Annotated in this window: 9 protein-coding genes; 6 read left to right on the forward strand and 3 right to left on the reverse strand. The window is 70.3% G+C overall.

Translation table 11 applies throughout. From position 1 onward, the window contains the following. Positions 1-6: 6 nt before the first annotated feature. Complete coding sequence (locus tag NNZ72_RS06600) at positions 7-1149, reverse strand: DUF2865 domain-containing protein (RefSeq protein ID WP_257314315.1); 1143 nt, start codon at positions 1147-1149, stop codon at positions 7-9. 208 nt (positions 1150-1357) lie between these two features. Here NNZ72_RS06600 and NNZ72_RS06605 point away from each other — a divergent pair, with 208 nt between their 5' ends. Further along, positions 1358-2419, forward strand: coding sequence for a phytanoyl-CoA dioxygenase family protein (locus tag NNZ72_RS06605; protein ID WP_257314317.1), 1062 nt, complete (start codon positions 1358-1360; stop codon positions 2417-2419). 489 nt (positions 2420-2908) lie between these two features. Here the strand turns inward: NNZ72_RS06605 and NNZ72_RS06610 are convergent, their stop codons facing one another. Then, the gene (locus NNZ72_RS06610) at positions 2909-5221 is read right to left on the reverse strand and encodes an NADP-dependent malic enzyme (protein ID WP_257314319.1); all 2313 of its coding nucleotides are present in this window, start codon (positions 5219-5221) and stop codon (positions 2909-2911) included. A 199-nt stretch (positions 5222-5420) separates the two neighbouring features. On the opposite strand from NNZ72_RS06610, the gene NNZ72_RS06615 reads away from it, so the two are divergent. The 5 genes from NNZ72_RS06615 to NNZ72_RS06635 all read left to right on the forward strand — a co-directional run bounded on the left by NNZ72_RS06615 (position 5421) and on the right by NNZ72_RS06635 (position 10774). Beyond that, a complete protein-coding gene (locus NNZ72_RS06615; RefSeq protein ID WP_257314324.1) occupies positions 5421-6632 on the forward strand; it encodes an MFS transporter in 1212 nt (403 codons plus the stop codon). A gap of 144 nt (positions 6633-6776) precedes the next feature. Then, on the forward strand, positions 6777-7898 hold the full coding sequence (locus NNZ72_RS06620; RefSeq protein ID WP_257314538.1) for an ABC transporter permease: 1122 nt from the start codon (positions 6777-6779) through the stop codon (positions 7896-7898). Between the two features lie 8 nt (positions 7899-7906). After that, the gene (locus NNZ72_RS06625; RefSeq protein ID WP_257314326.1) at positions 7907-8692 is read left to right on the forward strand and encodes an ABC transporter ATP-binding protein; all 786 of its coding nucleotides are present in this window, start codon (positions 7907-7909) and stop codon (positions 8690-8692) included. A 21-nt stretch (positions 8693-8713) separates the two neighbouring features. After that, a complete protein-coding gene (locus tag NNZ72_RS06630; RefSeq protein ID WP_257314328.1) occupies positions 8714-10084 on the forward strand; it encodes an MlaD family protein in 1371 nt (456 codons plus the stop codon). Between the two features lie 72 nt (positions 10085-10156). Beyond that, the gene (locus NNZ72_RS06635; RefSeq protein ID WP_257314329.1) at positions 10157-10774 is read left to right on the forward strand and encodes an ABC-type transport auxiliary lipoprotein family protein; all 618 of its coding nucleotides are present in this window, start codon (positions 10157-10159) and stop codon (positions 10772-10774) included. A gap of 922 nt (positions 10775-11696) precedes the next feature. Here the strand turns inward: NNZ72_RS06635 and NNZ72_RS06640 are convergent. Continuing rightward, positions 11697-17366: an apolipoprotein A-IV repeat region-like domain-containing protein gene (locus tag NNZ72_RS06640; RefSeq protein WP_257314332.1), complete on the reverse strand. Its 5670-nt coding sequence runs from the start codon at positions 17364-17366 to the stop codon at positions 11697-11699. Between the last annotated feature and the right edge of the window lie 154 nt (positions 17367-17520).

Here is a 17520-nt window from a genome sequence, read left to right on the forward strand (position 1 = left end):
TCGCGGTCAGTTGACGCCGGCATCGGCGGGGCGGCCGAGGTCGATGGCCGATTCGTCGGCCGGCAGGAAAAGCGGGCCGACGACGCGCACCTTGCTGGAGGCCGGATCGTAGACGCGCTCCGCGCGCACGGGCGCCTTGGCGGTCACCGCCTCCCCGAGGGGAAGCGTGTCGCGGGGCAGGGTGCGGATGTCGGTGATCGAGCCGGAGGCGGCCCGGTCCCGATCCTTGCCGCCGTCGATGCGCGCGGTCGCCTCGTCGGTCGCCGCCAGCGCCTTCTCGCGGCGGATCATCTCCTGGTAATAGGCCGAGAGGTCGCAGCCGCAGGTCCCGGGCTTCGACAGGTCGCGGGTGCGGTAGGCGAAGGCGTTCGGCAGGGTGGAATAGGGCCGGCCGGTCACGGTCGAGGTCATGTCGCCGGTTTCCTGCCCGCCGGTCAGCGAATGATAGAACAGCTCCGTCTCGGTCTGCGGGCACATCATCGCGCAGACCTTCTGGTCGCGGCGGAAATCGAGCGGCGTGGCGCCGGAGGAGATCGGGAAGAAGCCGCCGTCGCAGGTGCGCACGCAGACGGTCCTGAGGTTGCCGTGGCCGCCCCTGCCGGGCGAGAGCAGCCCGAGGCGCTCGCCGCCCTCCGGCAGCACGCCCTGGAACAGGCCGGAGCGTTCCTCGTCGCTCAGCGTGCGCAGCGTCTCCGTCGCCGCCGCCGGCATGACCTGTGCCGGATCCTCGCCGTTGCAGCCGTTGGCGTCGAGCGCGGCGTGCAGCCGGTTGCGCGCGCCGTGGGTCGAGACTCCGGCGGCGTATTGCCGCCGCTTCTGGTCGAGGATTTTCAGGTTGCGCTCCATCTTGCCGATCACGGCGGCAAGCGTGCCGCAGGCCTCCGCGTTGCGGCCGCCGATGACCGTCACGCTGCGGCTGCCGCAGCCGAAGCGGTTCATGTCGCTCCGCGCCTTGCGCAGCTGGATGTTCTGGCTGGCGATGGCGCCGGCATATTTGCGGGCGCTCGCCGTGTCGGCGACGATGCGCGGCAGGTTGGCAAGCTCCGCCCGCAGGCGCTCGCACGTGCCGGACGCCGCAGCGGCGCTGCCCGCCGACAGGAACGGCAGGCCGGCCAGAACGGCGATGAATAGGCGAGCGCGCGGTCTCACGTCCCTGAATCCCGACGGTACGGATTGATCGAGCGGCCATGGCCGGCCGGTTCGCCCCTATCATAGGCCGGCGGCGCGCGAGCGCAACGTTCTCCCGCATTTGTGATTAACGCGCCTTCGCCATCCGGCCGTTGATCCGCAACCGCCGATGGGGCAGAGTGGCGAACTTCCGATTGCACGATCGCGGATTCCATCACAGGCAGGTACCATGCGGATTTCGTCCATTCTATTGAGCCCCCTCTATGCGCTTCAGCTCGCCTCCGGCGCCAAGTCCTTCGCGGACAATCCCGTCATCGGCAGCAAATGGCTGAACGGCAAGGGGCTGCACGAGAAACGCGTGGCGCTCGCCATGCGCATGGCGGCGTGGCGGCGGCGCAGGCTCGAGCACCTCGCCGCGCCCGAGCACCGGCGCCAGTATGCCGAGAAGGGCTACGTGCAGATCGACGACTTCCTGCCGCCGGAGGTCTTCGCCGCCGTGACCCGGGAGGTCGCCGAGCGCGATTTCGACCGCTACGACATGGTGCAGGGGGCGACGGCCACCCGCCGGGCGACCATCGACGACCGCGATATCGAGGGCCTGCCGGGCTTCAAGGCGGCGCGCAACGATCCGCGGCTCGCCAACCTGATCCGCTACGTCTCCTCCCATGCCGGCCAGCCGCTGCTCGTCGTGCAGGTGGTGATGGCGCTGCCCTCGGCCGTCGAGAAGGGCTCGACCGATCCGCAGACCGTGCTGCACAGCGACACGTTCCATCCGACGGCGAAGGCCTGGCTGTTCCTGCGCGACGTCGGCGAGGAGGACGGCCCCTTCGCCTACGTGCCGGGCTCGCACGAGATGACGCCGCAGCGCTTCGCCTGGGAGCGGAAGATCAGCGAGAACGCCGACCATATCGACAACAAGTATTCCGCCCGCGGCTCGCTGCGCATCCGCGCCGACGAGCTCGCCGCGCTCGGCTACGGCGATCCGGTCAAGATGACCGTCAGGGCCAACACGCTGATCGTCGCCGACACGCACGGTTTCCATGCGCGCAGCCCGAGCTACAAGGCGACGACGCGCATCGAGATCTACGGCTCGCACCGGCGCAACCCGTTCCTGCCGTTCACCGGCCTGCATCTCGCCTCGCTGCCCTTCGTGGCCGGCAACATGCACCGCGTCGCCCTGTCGCTCGAACGGCTCAGCGGCCGGCTCGGCCTCAAGGGCTCGCCTTGGAAGCCGGTGGGGGCGGGCAGGCTCGACGAGTGGTCGACGCGGCTGAAGAAGCCGGAGTCGTAGGCCCCTCCGGCCTGCCGGCCATCTTCCCCTCGAGGGCAAGGCAATCGCATATGGAATTATGAGGGCGCTTCTTGCCCTTCTCCCCGCCGGGGAGAGTCGTAGGCCCCTCCGGCCTGCCGGCCATCTTCCCCTCGAGGGCAAGGCAATCGCATATGGAATTATGAGGGCGCTTCTTGCCCTTCTCCCCGCCGGGGAGAGTCGTAGGCCCCTCCGGCCTGCCGGCCATCTTCCCCTCGAGGGCAAGGCAATCGCATATGGAATTATGAGGGCGCTTCTTGCCCTTCTCCCCGCCGGGGAGAAGGTCGCGGCAGCGGGATGAGGGGGCGCACCGAGCAAAATCATGTTCGTGCCGGCGTATTGCCCCCTCATCCGGCCCTTCGGGCCACCTTCTCCCCGCCGGGGAGAAGGGGAAGCGGAGACGCCGCATTCCACATGCGATTGCCTTGCCCTTGAGGGGGAGAGCCCGGCAGGGCAGAGGGGGCAGGCCACTCAATCCGGGTAGGAGGCCTCCACCACCGCCAAGGCCGCCATGTTGACGACGCCGCGCGAGGTCACCGACGGCGACAGGATGTGGGCGGGAAGGGCCGCCCCCAGCAGGATCGGGCCGACATGCAGGCCGTCCGTCATCGTCTTGACGACGCCGAGCGTGATGTTGGCGGCGTCGAGGCTCGGGAAGACGAGGAGGTTCGCCTCGCCGGTCAGCGTCGAGTTCGGCATGACGCGCTGGCGCAAAAGCTCCGAGATCGCCGAATCGCCGTGCATCTCGCCGTCGGCCTCCAGCTCGGGCGCCATCTCGCGCACCAGCTCCATGGCGCGGCGCATCTTGAAGGCGCTCTCCGAATCGCGCGAGCCGAAGTTCGAATGCGAGACGAGGGCGGCGCGCGGCGTGATGCCGAAGCGGCGGATCTCCTGCGCGGCCATCACCGTCATCTGCGCCACCTCCTCGGCCGTCGGGTCGAAGGAGACGTAGGTGTCGGTGAAGAAGGTCGCGCCGCGCTGCGAGATCAGGAGGCTGAGGGCGAAGAAGTCGAGCACGCCCTCGCGCTTGCCGATGATCTGGCCGACGTCGCGCAGGTGCTTGGCGTAGCGTCCCTCGACGCCGCAGATCAGCGCGTCGGCCTCGCCGCGGCGCACGGCGAGCGCGCCGATGACGGTGGCGTTGGTGCGCACGATGGTGCGGGCGGCCTCGGGGATGACGCCGCGCCGGCCGACGAGGCCGAGATAGTCCTCGACATAGTCGCGGTAGCGCGGGTCGCCCTCGGGGTTGACCACCTCGAAGTCGGCGTCGGGGCGGATGCGCAGGCCGTAGCGCTTCAGCCGCGCCTCGATGATCTGCGGTCGGCCGATCAGGATCGGCTGGGCGATCTCCTCCTCCAGCAGCACCTGGGCGGCGCGCAGCACGCGCTCGTCCTCGCCCTCGGCGAAGACGACGCGCTTCTTCGCGGCCTTCTTGGCGGCGGCGAAGATCGGCTTCATCAGCAGGCCCGAGCGCCAGACGAAGCGGCTCAGCTGGTCGAGATAGGCGTCGAAATCGGCGATCGGGCGGGCCGCGACGCCGGTCTCGGCCGCCGCGCGGGCGACGGCGGGGGCGATCCGGAGGATCAGCCGCTGGTCGAAGGGCGAGGGGATGAGATAGTTCGGCCCGAACACCGGCGTGTCGCCGGAATAGGCGCGCGCGGCGACGTCGGAGACTTCTTCGCGGGCAAGCGCGGCGATCGCCCGGACCGCCGCCATCTTCATCTCCTCGTTGATCGTGCGCGCGCCGCAATCGAGCGCGCCGCGGAAGATGTAGGGGAAGCAGATGACGTTGTTGACCTGGTTGGGGAAGTCGGAGCGGCCGGTGCAGATCATCGCGTCCGGCCGGGCGGCGCGCGCCTCCTCGGGCATGATCTCCGGCGTCGGGTTGGCGAGCGCCATGATCAGCGGCTTCTCCGCCATGCGCTGGAGCAGCTCGGGCTTGAGCACGCCCGCCGCCGACAGGCCGAGGAAGACGTCGGCGCCGTCGATCGTCTCGGAGAGCTGGCGCTTGTCGGAGGCCTGGGCGTAGACCGCCTTCCATTCGTCCATCAGCGCCTCGCGGCCCGCGTAGACGAGGCCCTCGATGTCGTGGACCCAGATGTTCTCGCGCCGGGCGCCGAGCACCACGAGCTGGTTGAGGCAGGCAAGCGCGGCCGCGCCGGCGCCGGAGGCGACGATCTTCGCATCGGCGAGCGACTTGCCCGCGAGCTCCAGCCCGTTCAGGACGGCGGCGGCGACGATGATCGCGGTGCCGTGCTGGTCGTCGTGGAAGACGGGGATGTCCATCTTCTCGCGCAGGCGCCGCTCGACCTCGAAACATTCCGGCGCCTTGATGTCTTCGAGATTGATGCCGCCGAAGGTCGGCTCCAGCGCCGAGATGACGGTCACCATCTCCTCGACCGTCGGCGCGTCGATCTCGACGTCGAAGACGTCGATGCCGGCGAACTTCTTGAAGAGCACGGCCTTGCCCTCCATCACCGGCTTGGAGGCGAGCGGGCCGATATTGCCGAGGCCGAGCACCGCCGTGCCGTTGGAGACGACGGCGACGAGGTTGGCGCGCGCCGTGTAGTCGGCCGCGCACGCCGGATCGTCGCGAATCGCAAGACAGGGGGCCGCGACGCCCGGCGAATAGGCGAGCGCGAGGTCGCGCTGGTTGCCGAGCGGCTTGGTGGCGTTGATCTCCAGCTTTCCGGGACGGGGATGGCGGTGGAAGAACAGCGCCTGCTGGTCGATGTCGCCGCTCACGGGTCCGTTGTGTGTCCTCGGTTTGTCGCCGGTGCTCATGTCTCTCCCGCCCATCATGCGATTTGCTTCGGCCCTTCCTTGCATGAAAGTGCCGCCGCGTGAAGGTTCCGCCCCGTTTAAAGTCCTGTGACGGGACGTTGCGGGAAGGGCCGGCGCGCGGACCCGCAGATCTGGCGAGTTGGCGTACGTACGTCGGCATGATAGAACCGCCGACGTTCCAGCATGCAGGTCTCCCGTCATGAACGCCCCTCCCGGGTTCGTCCTCACCGCCGGCGCGCCGCGATTCTTCGCCGTGCGCATGGCGCTCGTCTTCTCGGCGCCGATGATGGTCAACGGCGTCGCGCTGCCCTTCTTCCCGGTCTGGCTGGAAACCCTGTCGATCAGCGATTTCCAGATCGGCATCGTGCTCGCCGTGCCGCTGTTCGTGCGCGTCTTCACGGCGCCGGCGGCCGGCGCCCATGCCGACCGGCTCAACGACCGGGCGACGGTGCTCGTCTGGTCGGGCCTGCTGTCGCTCGCGACGGCGCTCGCGCTCTTTTCCACGCAGGCCTTCTGGCCGATCCTGCTGCTCTACTCGCTGCAGGGCATCGTCTACGCGCCCTACATGCCGATCGCCGACGCGGTGGCGCTGAGCGGGGTGCGGCGCTGGAACGTCGACTACGGACGGATCCGCGTGTGGGGCTCGCTCGCCTTCATCCTCGCCACGATGGCCGGCGGCTGGCTGTCCGAGGTCCACGGCGGGGCGATCGTGCTGCCGGCCATGGCCTTCTGCTTCGCGCTGACGGTGCTCGCCGCGCTGATCGCGCCCAGGATCGGCCGGCCGCGCCGGCCCTCGCCGATCGCCGCGCTCGCCGTCTCCCCGGCCGGAACGCTGCGCCAGCGCGACATCCAGCTGATGCTGGTCGGCGTGGCGCTGGTCAATGCCAGCCACGCCATGCTCTACGCCTTCTCGGCGATCTACTGGAGCAAGCGCGGCTTCAGCGGCACGGAGATCGGGCTGCTGTGGAGCGCCGGCGTCTTCGCCGAGGTGCTGCTCTTCGTCTTCGCCGCCAGCCTGCGGCGGCGATTCGACCTCTGGACGATGATGATCTTCGGCTGTCTCGTGACGATCGGGCGCTGGCTGCTGTTTCCGGCCGACATGGGCTTTGCCGGCTATTTCGCGCTGCAATGCCTGCACGCCTTCACCTTCGCCATCCTGCACATCGCCGTGCAGAGCCGCCTCGTCGAGCGCGTCGCCGAGGAGAGGGAGGGGGCGGCGCAGGGGGTCTATTTCTTCTACAACGGCATCTTCATGGCCCTCGTCACCTTCGCCTCCGGCTATATCTACGCCTGGTACGGCGTCGACGGCTTCTACCTGATGGCGCTCGTCGCCGCGGCGGGGCTCGCCTGCGTCGTCGCCGGGCGGCTCGCCGCGCCGCGCGACAGGGCGGCGCTGCTCGGCCCCGAATAGCGGCGGCCCCGTGACAGAACGCAAGCGAGCCGGTATGACAGGACGCATGTTGTCCCAGAACCGGAAGATGCAAGAGACTTGAGCGGCGCGACCCAGGCACCGGGCCAGGCACAGGGCCAGACACAGGGCCAGACATCGGCGGAGATCGCGACGGAGCGCCTGGCGGACGGTGGCGAGGCCTGGCGCCTTTCCGGCGAGTGGATCAACATGACGGCGGTCGCCGCCAGCAAGCGGCTTTCCGACCTCGGCCGCGGGCAGGGCGGGGCGCTGGAGATCGACCTCAGCAAGGTGGCGGCGATGGACACGGCCGGCGCCTGGCTGCTGCGCCGCGCCATCACGGACCGCCGGTCGGCCGGCGGCGAGGTGCGCGTCACCGACGGCCGCGACGCGCGCTATTCCGACCTCATCGCCGCCCTGCCGGAGCGGCTCGCCGAGCCCCGCCGCGATCCGGGCAGGCCCGCGACCCTCTTCCAGCGCGTCTTCGCGCCCCTCGGCAAGCAGATGGTCGACATCTGGCAGGACGTCGTCGCCGCCATGTTCATCCTCGGCTCGACGGTGCGCGGCGCGCAGTTGAAGCTCGGCCGCAAGAGCGGCGTGTCGCCGGCGGCGGTCGTCCACCAGATCGACCGGATGGGCGTGCGCGCCGTGCCGATCATCATGCTGATGTCCTTCCTGATCGGCGCGATCATCGCCCAGCAGGGCGCCTTCCAGCTCCGCTACTTCGGGGCGGAGATCTTCGTCGTCGACCTCGTCGGCATCCTTCAGCTGCGCGAGGTGGGCGTGCTGCTCACCGCCATCATGATCGCCGGCCGCTCCGGCAGCGCGATCACCGCCGAGATCGGCTCGATGAAGATGCGCGAGGAGGTGGACGCGCTGAAGGTGATGGGGCTCAGCCCCGTCGGCGTGCTCGTCTTCCCGCGGCTGGTGGCCCTGACGGTGGCGCTGCCGCTGCTGACCGTCATCGCCAATTTCTCCGCGCTCTTCGGCGCGGCACTCGTCGCCTGGTCCTATTCCGGCATCACCTTCGACACGTTCCTGTCGCGCCTCAAGGAGGCGATCGACCTGTCGACGGTCGTCTCCGGCATGATCAAGGCGCCCTTCATGGCGCTGATCATCGGCATCGTCGCCTCGGTGGAGGGGCTGAAGGTCGGCGGCAGCGCCGAATCGCTCGGCCGCCGCGTCACGGCCTCGGTGGTCAAGGCGATCTTCGTCGTCATCCTGGTCGACGGCCTCTTCGCCATGTTCTACGCCGCGATCGACTTCTAGGAGAGCCAATGGACAAGGCGGTCGCGGTGCAGAAGGAGGTGGTGCTGTCGGTCGAGGGCCTGACGGTCGGCTTCGGCAGCAACATCGTGCTCGACAAGCTCGACCTCGACATCTACCGCGGCGAGATCCTCGGCTTCGTCGGCGCGTCGGGGTCCGGCAAGTCGGTGCTGATGCGCACGGTGCTGCGCCTGCTGCCGCGCCGGGCCGGGCGCATCCGCATCTTCGGCGTCGACGTCGACGAGACGAGCGAGGAGGAGCGCCTCCGGCTCGACATGAAGCTCGGCGTGCTCTTCCAGCACGGCGCGCTGTTCTCCTCGCTGACCGTGCGCGAGAACATCCAGGTGCCGATGCGCGAATATCTCGACCTGCCGCAGGCGATGATGGACGAGCTGGCGCGGCTGAAGGTCGAGCTGGTGGGGCTCGCGCCGGAGGCGGCCGACAAGTACCCGTCGGAACTGTCGGGCGGCATGATCAAGCGCGCCGCGCTCGCCCGGGCGCTCGCCCTCGACCCGGCGCTCGTCTTCCTCGACGAGCCGACCTCGGGGCTCGACCCGGTCGGCGCGGCCGAGTTCGACGAGCTGATCGCCAAACTGCGCGACACCCTGGGATTGACCGTGTATATGGTGACTCACGACCTCGACAGCCTGTTCTCGGTCTGCGACCGCATCGCCGTGCTCGGCAACAAGCGGGTGCTGGTCGAGGGAACCATCGAGGACATGCTGGCCTGCGACGACCCGTGGGTACAGTCCTATTTCAGGGGCAAGCGCGCGCGCTCCATCGTGCGCGAGGCCTAGAGCAGGATAGCCGGAGCCGTCATGGAAACGAAAGCCAACTACGCCCTCGTCGGCTTCTTCACCATCTTCGTGATCGCGGCCGCCTTCGGCTTCGTCTACTGGATGTCGCAATTCGGCCGCAGCGGCGAGATGGCGCCGCTCGCCATCCGCATCCCGGGCTCGGCCAACGGGCTGTCGATCGGCTCGCCCGTGCGCTTCAACGGCATTCCCGTCGGCTCGGTGCGCAGCCTCGCCATCGACCAGGACGACCCGAAATTCTCGGTGGCGCTGACGGAGGTCTCGACCAGCGCGCCGGTCAAGCGCTCCACCAATGCCGTGCTCGAGGTGCAGGGCCTGACGGGGGCCGCCTATATCGAGCTCGGCGGCGGCGATCCCGGCGACCCGAACATCCTGAAGGAGGCGATCGAGAACGACTCGACGGCGGTGCTCGACGCGCAGCAGTCGAGCGTCACCAACATCCTGTCGACCGCCGACCGCATCCTCAAGAAGGTCGACGGCACGATCGACGACATCCAGGGCTTCGTCACCGAGGCGCGCGGACCGCTCACCAACACGATCCGCAACGCCGAGAAATTCTCCGACGCGCTGACGCGCAACGCCGACAACATCGACACCTTCCTCCAGAGCGTCGGCGGGCTGTCGGACACGTTCCGCAACCTGTCCGGCCGGCTCGACAGCACGCTCGCCTCGATCGAATCGCTCGTCAAGGCGGTCGACACGCAGAAGGTGGACAACGTCGTGTCGAGCATCGACAAGGTGACGACGGACCTCGCCGCCGCCTCCGGCGACGTCAAGGACACCGTCGCGGCGGTCCGCCGGACGGCCGACACGTTCGACGCCTTCGGCAAGAACGCCACGGCGACGCTCGACAAGGTGGACGAGCTGATCGCGTCGGTCGACGCGCAGAAGGTGAAGGGCGTGGTCGACAACATCTCCGTCGCCAGCGCCGACGCGCGCAAGGCGATCTCCTCCGTCACGGGCGTGGCCGACCGGATCGGCCGGCGCGAGGAGGACATCGACCAGATCATCACCGACGTGCAGCAGATGGCCAACAAGCTCAACAACGCCTCCACCCGCGTCGACGGCGTGCTCGCCAAGCTCGACGGCTTCCTGGGCGAGGGCGATTCGGAATCGCTCTTCGCCGAGGCGAGGGCGACGCTGCAGTCGATCCGCACCGCCGCCGACACGCTCGGCGCGCGGATAGGCCCCATCGCCGACAACCTGCAGCGCTTCTCCGGCAGCGGGCTTCGCGACGTGGAGGCGCTCGTCTCCGATACGCGCCGCACGGTGCAGGGCCTCGAGAACGCCATTTCCGGCTTCGAGCGCAATCCGCAACGCCTGATTTTCGGCGGCGAGACCGTCAAGCAGTACGACGGCCGCACGCGGCGCTGATTTCCTGCGCCGACGCGGTGACAGGAGCGTGTGCCGCTGCTACACATGCTTGCAGAACGGGTTCGAGGGACTATGACGGCATCGGGTGCGGAGTTGTTGCGAAACGGGACGGCGGGACGCGCCGTGCTTGCCGTTCTGGTCTCGGGCCTGCTCGCCGCCTGCGGCAGCGCGCAGGCGACGAACGACACGTTCGGGTTGTCGGCCGCCGCCACCGTCGAGGGCCCGTCGGCCCGCAACCGGCAGATCCTCGTGCCGCAGCCCTCGGCGCTGAAGGCGCTCGACAGCGAGCAGATCGTCGTGCGCCCCTCGGCCTCCGAGATCCAGTACCTCGCCAAGTCGCAGTGGAGCGACAGCCTGTCGAAGATGGTGCAGGCGAGGCTCGTCCAGACCTTCGAGAACAGCGGCCGGGTCGGCGGCGTCGGCAAGCCGGGCGAGGGGCTGGCGATCGACTACCAGGTCGTCACCGACATCCGCGCCTTCGAGGTGCAGACGGGCGGCGCGGACACGGCGATCGTCGAGATCTCCGCGAAGCTCCTCAACGACCGCAACGGCACCGTGCGCGCGCAGAAGGTTTTTCGCGCGACGGCGCCGGTGGCGGGCTCGGCCAACACCGCCTTCGTCAAGGCGCTCGACACCGCCTTCAAGGCGGTCGCCGCCGACATCGTCGGCTGGACGCTGGGGAACATCTGATTCCCTGGAGGGCAGCGGCCGGAGCGCGCGGCTGTCCACCGGGTCGCCTCCGTCGCGGAGGCGCGGGTCGAAACACCACCTTCGCCACGCTTCGCACCGACGAGCGAGTCGCCCCCCTCGCGAGGCGCGGATCGAAACAGATAGTGGCCAAAAGCGTCGCCGGGCGTGAGAATGTCGCCTCCTCACGGAGGCATGGATCGAAACGTGCTGCACCAAGCACTCCACGCCGAGCATGAGGGTCGTCTCCTCACGGAGGTGTGGATCGAAACTGGTACGACGTGGAGACGGAATACTACGAACAGCGTCGCCTCTCACGCTGAGACGTGGATTGAAACCTGGCGAAGATGACGAGCGAACCCAACAAGCCGGGGTCGCCTCCGCGCGGAGGCGTGGATCGAAACACGGTGACATCGCGTCGGCTCTGCCGACGTCGGCCGTCGCCTCCCTTGCGGAGGCGTGGATCGCAACGACCTGATCTGCTGGGGCCTCTCACACAAAGGGCGTTGCCTCCCGCGGGGCGTGGGATTGAAACCAGCCTCAGCTCGGGCAGCCTTGGTTCGAGCTGGCGGACTGCCTCCCTTGCGGAGGGCGTGAATTGAAACCGGACCGTGTTTGTCGGGACCAAGGGCCTGATGCGTCGTCTCCCCCGCCGAGGCGTGGATCGAAACGCTACCAACGATGAACGGACGGCAAAGCGCGTCTGTCGCCTCCGGCACGGGGGCGTGGATAGAAACCCGACGGCGGCAGCGACTTCGGCGTCCGAGAGCGTCGCTTTCCTCGCGCCGGCGTGGAACGGCGCGGATCGATCCGCCCGGACGGGGACCCGGTTTCCGCCGGCGGATCGGCAGTGCCGGAAAGGCGTCCGCCGGTCCCTTGCCGCAAGCGGGGAAGGGACCGGCAGGGCGGATGAGGGGCGGGCGCCTTAGCCGAAGCGTCCCGCCGCGTGCGCCAGCATGGTGTAGACCTTGCCGGTGTCGGAGGTGAGGTAGGTCTGGGTCATCACCTTGTCGCGGTCGTTGCGGGCGACATCGGCGAGCAGCTTCTCGAAGTCGGAGATGTAGCGGTCGACGGCGGTGCGGAACTCCGGCTCCCGCTCGTACTTGCGCTTGATCTCGTCGAAGGTCTGCTGGCCCTTCAGCGTGTAGAGGCGGCGGGTGAAGACGTCGCGCTCGCCGCGCTGGTAGCGCCGCCACAGGTCGACGGAGGCGTCGTGGTCGATGGCGCGGGCGATGTCGACCGACAGCGAGTTCAGCGATTCGACCACGTGGCGCGGGTTGCGGCTGTCGGCCGGGCGGGTCGCCTGGGCCTCGCCGCGCGGCTGGCCGAACTGGCTCTCCTCGCGCGAGGCGCCGCGCAGGAGGTCGCGCATCCAGCCGCCCTCGCCGGAGGAGGGACGGGCCTCGGCCTCGGCGGGAAGGGGCTGCGGGTGCGGCGGCTGCTGCGGCACGACCGTCGCCGCGGCGGCGCGCTCGAGGCCGAGGCTGCCGCGCAGCGGCAGGCTTTCCTCGCGGCGCGGCTCGGCACGCGTCTCCTGCGCCGCCGCCGGGCGGATGACCGGCTGGGCGGCGGGGCGGGCGACCTCGAGGGCGGCCGAGGACTTGCCGATGATGTCGGAGAGGTCCTGCAGCGCCTTGATCTGCTCGCTGACGGCGCGGCGCATCTGCGCGGCGTTCTCCTTGGCCTCCTCGGGCAGGTCGAAGGCGCCGCGCTTCAGCTCGCCGCGCGTGGCGTCGAGCTCGCGGCGGATCTCCGCGGCGGCGCGGCGGATCTCCTCGGTCGCGCCGGCGAACTTGCCGACCGCTTCCTCGACGGCGCCGCGCAGCGCCTCGCGCATGACGAGGGTCGCCTCCTCCGACTTCTTGCCGGATTCGCCGAGCATGCGGTCGACGTCGGAGAGCGAGGCGCCGACGCTGCCGCGCAGCCGGTTCGCCACTTCCTTCGTGCGCTCCTCGGCGCGGGTGAAGGCGCCCTCGACCGACTGGCCCGCCTCCTCGCCGGCCTTCACCAGCGATTCACGCAGCGTGCCGGCGGCGACTTCCGCGCGCTTCTCGGTCTCGCTCAGGATGCGGCCGACGTCTGCGAAGGCGCTCTGCAGGCCGCCGCGCAGATTGCCGGCGATCTGGCCCGAGCGCTCCTCGGCGCGGGCGAAGACGCCCTCGACCATGCCTTCGAGCGAGCGCATCGTCTTCTCGATCTCCTCCGAGCGCTGGACGAGGCCGACGGAGAGCGCGCGCAGCGCGTCCTGCCGTTCCTCGAGCGTCGAGGCGAGGTTGGACTGGGCGGCCGAGAGCAGGTCGGAGGCCTGCGCCAGGATGCGCGAATGGTCCTCGAAGCGGCCGACGATGCCGCCGATCTGCGACAGCGTGCCGGCCGAGATGTCGGCCAGGCGGTCGACCTTGCCCTCGAGCAGGCGCGACGAGGTCGAGACCATGTCGGCGGCGCGCTCGGCGGCGGTGGAGAAGCGCTCGCTGGTCTGCGACAGGCTCTGGTCGACGGCCGAGAGCGTGCGGCTCGCCTCGTCGACGAGGCCGGCGATCGCGCCGTTGCTCTGCGACAGGCGCGAGACGAGGCTCATGACGCTCGCCTGCAGGCCGTTCTCGATGTCGCGCATCACGCCGGCCGCCTCTTCCGTGCGGCCGGAGATCGCCGCCAGCGTGTCGGCCGTGCGGGCGGAGATGGCGTCGATCAGCGCGGTGTTCTCGCTGCGCAGCCGTTCGGCGCTTTCGCGCGCGGCGGCGCCGATGCGCTCGGCGGCCTCGCGGCCGGTCGCCGCATAGCGGTCGACGACGGGGCGGGCCTGCTCGTCGATGAGGCGCGAAAGCTCCTCGGTGCGGCTGGCGAGCATCGAGTTCAGCTCGCGCGTGCGCTCGTCGAGGGCCGCGCGGATCGAGCTGCCGCGGGCTTCCAGCGCCTTCTCGACGTCGCCGGCACCGGCCTTGATGGCTTCGGCCTGCGACTGCAGCCGGCCTTCGGTCTCCGCGAAGCGGGCGGCGGCGGCCTCGGTCGTCTCGGCGACCGTGCGGGCGAAGGCCTCGTTGCGGGCGCTGATGCTGCCTGCGAACTCCTCGCCGGTGCGGGCGAGGACCTCTGCCGCACGCTGCGCCTCGGCGCCCATCTCCTCGGCCGCGCGCGACACGGCGCCGCGCAGCGACTTGCTGAGATGGGTGAATTCCTCGCCGGTGCGGGCGATCGACTGGGCCGAGCGGATCGCCTCGGCGTCGAGGTCCTGCGCGGCCTGCGAGACCGCCTCGCGCAGCGTCTGGGCGAGGCCTGCGGCCTTGCCGTCGATCGTGCGGTTGACGCTGTCGAGGCCGACGGTCAGCGCCCGGTCCATGGTGCCGAGGCGCTCCTCGATGCGGCCGGTGCGTTCGTCGATGGTGGCGGCGATGCGTTCGGCGGCCTCGCCGGTGACGCGCTCGATGTCGCCGACGCGGCCCGACAGCACGGCCTCGATGCGGCTCGCGGCCCCCGTGCTCACGCGCTCGATCTCCTCGGCGCGGCCGGTCAGCGCCCCGTCGATGCGGCGGCTCGCTTCCTCGGTGACGCGCTCGATGTCGCCGACGCGGTCGCTGAGCGTGCCGTCGATGCGGCGGCTCGCCTCGTCGGCCATGCGTTCGAAGTCGCCGACGCGGCCGGCGAGTGCGGCGGCGATGCGCGCCGTCGCCTCGTCGCCGATGCGGTCGACCTCGGCCGCCGGGCGCGCCATGGCCTCGGCGATGCGGGAGGAAACGTCGTTGCCGACCCGGTCGAGATCGGCGAGCCGGTCGGCGAGCGTGTCGGAAATGCGCGCGGCGGCGGTGTCGACGATGCCCGAGACGGTGCCCAGGCTGTCCTCGACGCGCTGCTCCAGCCGGCCGAGGTTCTCCCCGATGCGGTTGCCGGTGGCGTCGAGGCGGATGCCGACGCCGTCGATCGTCTGCTCGATGCGGCTGCCGAAGGAATCGGCGGTGGCGGCGATGCGCGCGGAGGTCTCGCCGAAGCGCTCGGCCACGGCGCCGACGCTTTCGCGCACGCGCTGGTCGAGGGCGGCGGCGCTGCCGTCGATGGCGCGGCTCAGCGCCTCCTCGTGCTGCTCGAGCGTCATCTCCAGCATGCCGGCGCTGGTGGCGATCGACGTGCCGATGCTCGTCACCTGGTCGTTCAGCGTGTCGTCGAGCTGGCGGCGGCCGTCGGCGATGGCGAGATTGATGGCGTCGATGCGGTCGTCCAGCGTGGCGCGGATCTGCTCCTGGGTGGAGATGAGGGAGCCCGCGAGCTCCGCGGCGCGGCCGGACAGCGCCTCGGCGATGCTCGCGGCACGGCCGGAGAAGGCGTCGGCGAATTCGGCGGCCTGGCCCTGCAGCACGCCGCCGAGCTCGCGGCTGCCTTCCGACAGCGCGGTCTCGACCCGGTCGGCGGCGGCGTCGATCGCCGAGCGCATGGCGCCGGTGCTTTCGGTGAGGGCGGCGGCGAGGCCGGAGGTGCGGTCGGTCACGACCTCGTCGATGCGGCTTGCCGCCTCGTCGAGCGCGCTCTCGACGCGCCGGGCGGCGGAGCCGACCGACTGCTCGAGCCGGCCGCCGGTCTCGTCGAGCATGGTGGCGATGGCCGCCGTGCGCTCGGACAGCGCGCCGTCGATGCGGCTGTGGCCGGCGGCGAGCACCGAGCCGATCTCCCCGGCGCGGGCGCCGAGCGCCTCTTCCATGCGGGTCTGCGCGGCCTCCAGGCCGGAGGCGATCGCCGTGCCGTGATGGTCGAGCGCGCCGGTGAGGCGGCGCTCGCTGCCGGTGATCGTCTCGGCGAGCGCGTCGGCGCGGGCGCCGAAGCCGGTCTCGATGCGGTTCTGCACGTCGGCGAGGCCGCCGAGCAGGGCGGCGGACTTGTCCGTGAGCACCGAGCCGATGCGCTCGTGCGCGCCGCTGACGGCGGCGGCGATCGCGTCGGCATGGCCGGCGACGGCGCTTTCGAGCACTTCCTGGCCCGTGCCGAGCGTGGTGGCGAGCGCCAGCGACTGGTCGGTCAGCGTGCTGCCGATGCGCTCGATGCTGGTCGTCAGGATGCCGTCGATCGCCTCGCGGCCGCCGGCGACGGTCTCGTTGATGCGGGCGAGGCTCTCCATCAGCTTGGAATCGAGCGAGCCGGCGCGCCGGTCGAAGGCCTCGGCGAATTCCTCCACGCGCTGGTCGAAGGCGCCACCGATGCGGTCGACCGTCGCCTGCATGCGCTCGTCGAAGAAGCCGGAGCGCAGGTCGAGGTCCATGATCGTGTCGTCGACCGCGTTCTTGAGGCTCTGGCGGAAGGCGGCACCCTTCTCGTCGAGGGCGGCGTTCATCGACTGGAGCACGCCGTCGAGGCCGCCGGTGACGGCCTGCTGGCCGACGCTCAGGCTCTCGCTGATCTCGCGCGTGCGGGCGATCAGCGTCTCGTTGAGCTGGCGGGCGCGGTCGTTGAGGGCGGCGTTGAGCTTCTCGGTGTTGGAATCGAGCGTCGAGGCGCGCGTCTCGAACTGCTGGAGCAGGGCGCGGCCGCGGCTGTCGAGCGTGCCGGCGAGCTCCTCCAGCCGCGTGTCGAACTCGGTGGCGAGCGCGAGGCTCGAGGCGTTGAGCGTGGAGAGCAGGCTGTCGGCGCGGGCCGACAGCATGGCGCCGATCGTCTGCGTGGCGCTGTCGGATTTCTCCATCAGCATGGCCGCGCGCGTGTCGAGCATGGAGGCGAAGGCCTCGCCGGAGGTGGCGATGCGGCTGGCGATGCTCTCGCCGGCGCTGGAAAGCTCGTCCTTCAGCTGCTCGTGCGCGCCGGAGATGGAGGAGCGGATGCGCTCGGCATGGCTGACGATCGCCTCGCGCTCGGCGCCGAGCTCCTGGACGAGCGTGCGCACGCGCAGCTCGTTGTCGGCATAGCTGCGCTCGAGCGCGTTCACCTCGGAGTGGACGAGCGTCTCCAGCTCGGTGGCGCGCGCGATCGTGCGCTCGATGCCCTCGTTCATCGCCGAGACCTCGCGGCGCACGGCCTGGCCGACGGACATGATGCGGTCGGCGGCGACCGTCTCCGGCTCGGAGAGGCGCAGCGCCACCTCGGCCATCGAGCGGGCGGCGTTGCGCAGCTCGTGGGCGCGCGAGATCATCACCGCGAAGGCGAAGAACAGCATGATCGGCATGACGATGGCGACGACCATGCCGATGGCGCCGGGCAGCGCCACGAGGTCGGCGACCGAGCGGATCTGCCAGATGCCCGGCGCGTAGAGGAGGTTGGCTACGCCGAGGCCGCCGATCACCCACAGGATGGAGACGAGGATCGCCATGCGGATCGAGCCGCGGCCGGAGCGCATGTCGAGCGACTTCAGGATGGCGGCCGGCGACTTGCGCGAGGCGTCGTTGGCGGGGGCGAAGACGGGAGCCTTGGGCGCCGGCTCCGGGCCGAGGCTGCGCGGCGGGGCGTCGGCGGCGGCCGTCTGGCGGGCGGACGCCTTGTCCTTGCCGGCGGCGTTGGTCTCCGCGGCGTCCTTCCTGACGGGCGTTTCCGGAGCCAGATCGTCGAAGTCGATTTTGAGAGCCTCTTCCAGGGCCCGGAAGGCCTTGTCGTCGATAGACTCGGTGGACTTGTTCGTCGCCATGCGGATACGCCTCGTTACCATGTCCGGAGCCGGTTCCACGCGTCCTGCCGCTGCTCAGGCGAGTGCGAACCGTCTCGGTCGGCGTCCGGTCTTGCCGCGGACCCTCATGGTGCGCGGCGTCCGGGGTCGCCCTTCATTCCAAATTCGCTCCATA

Source organism: Shinella pollutisoli, assembly GCF_024609765.1.
GTDB lineage: Bacteria > Pseudomonadota > Alphaproteobacteria > Rhizobiales > Rhizobiaceae > Shinella > Shinella pollutisoli.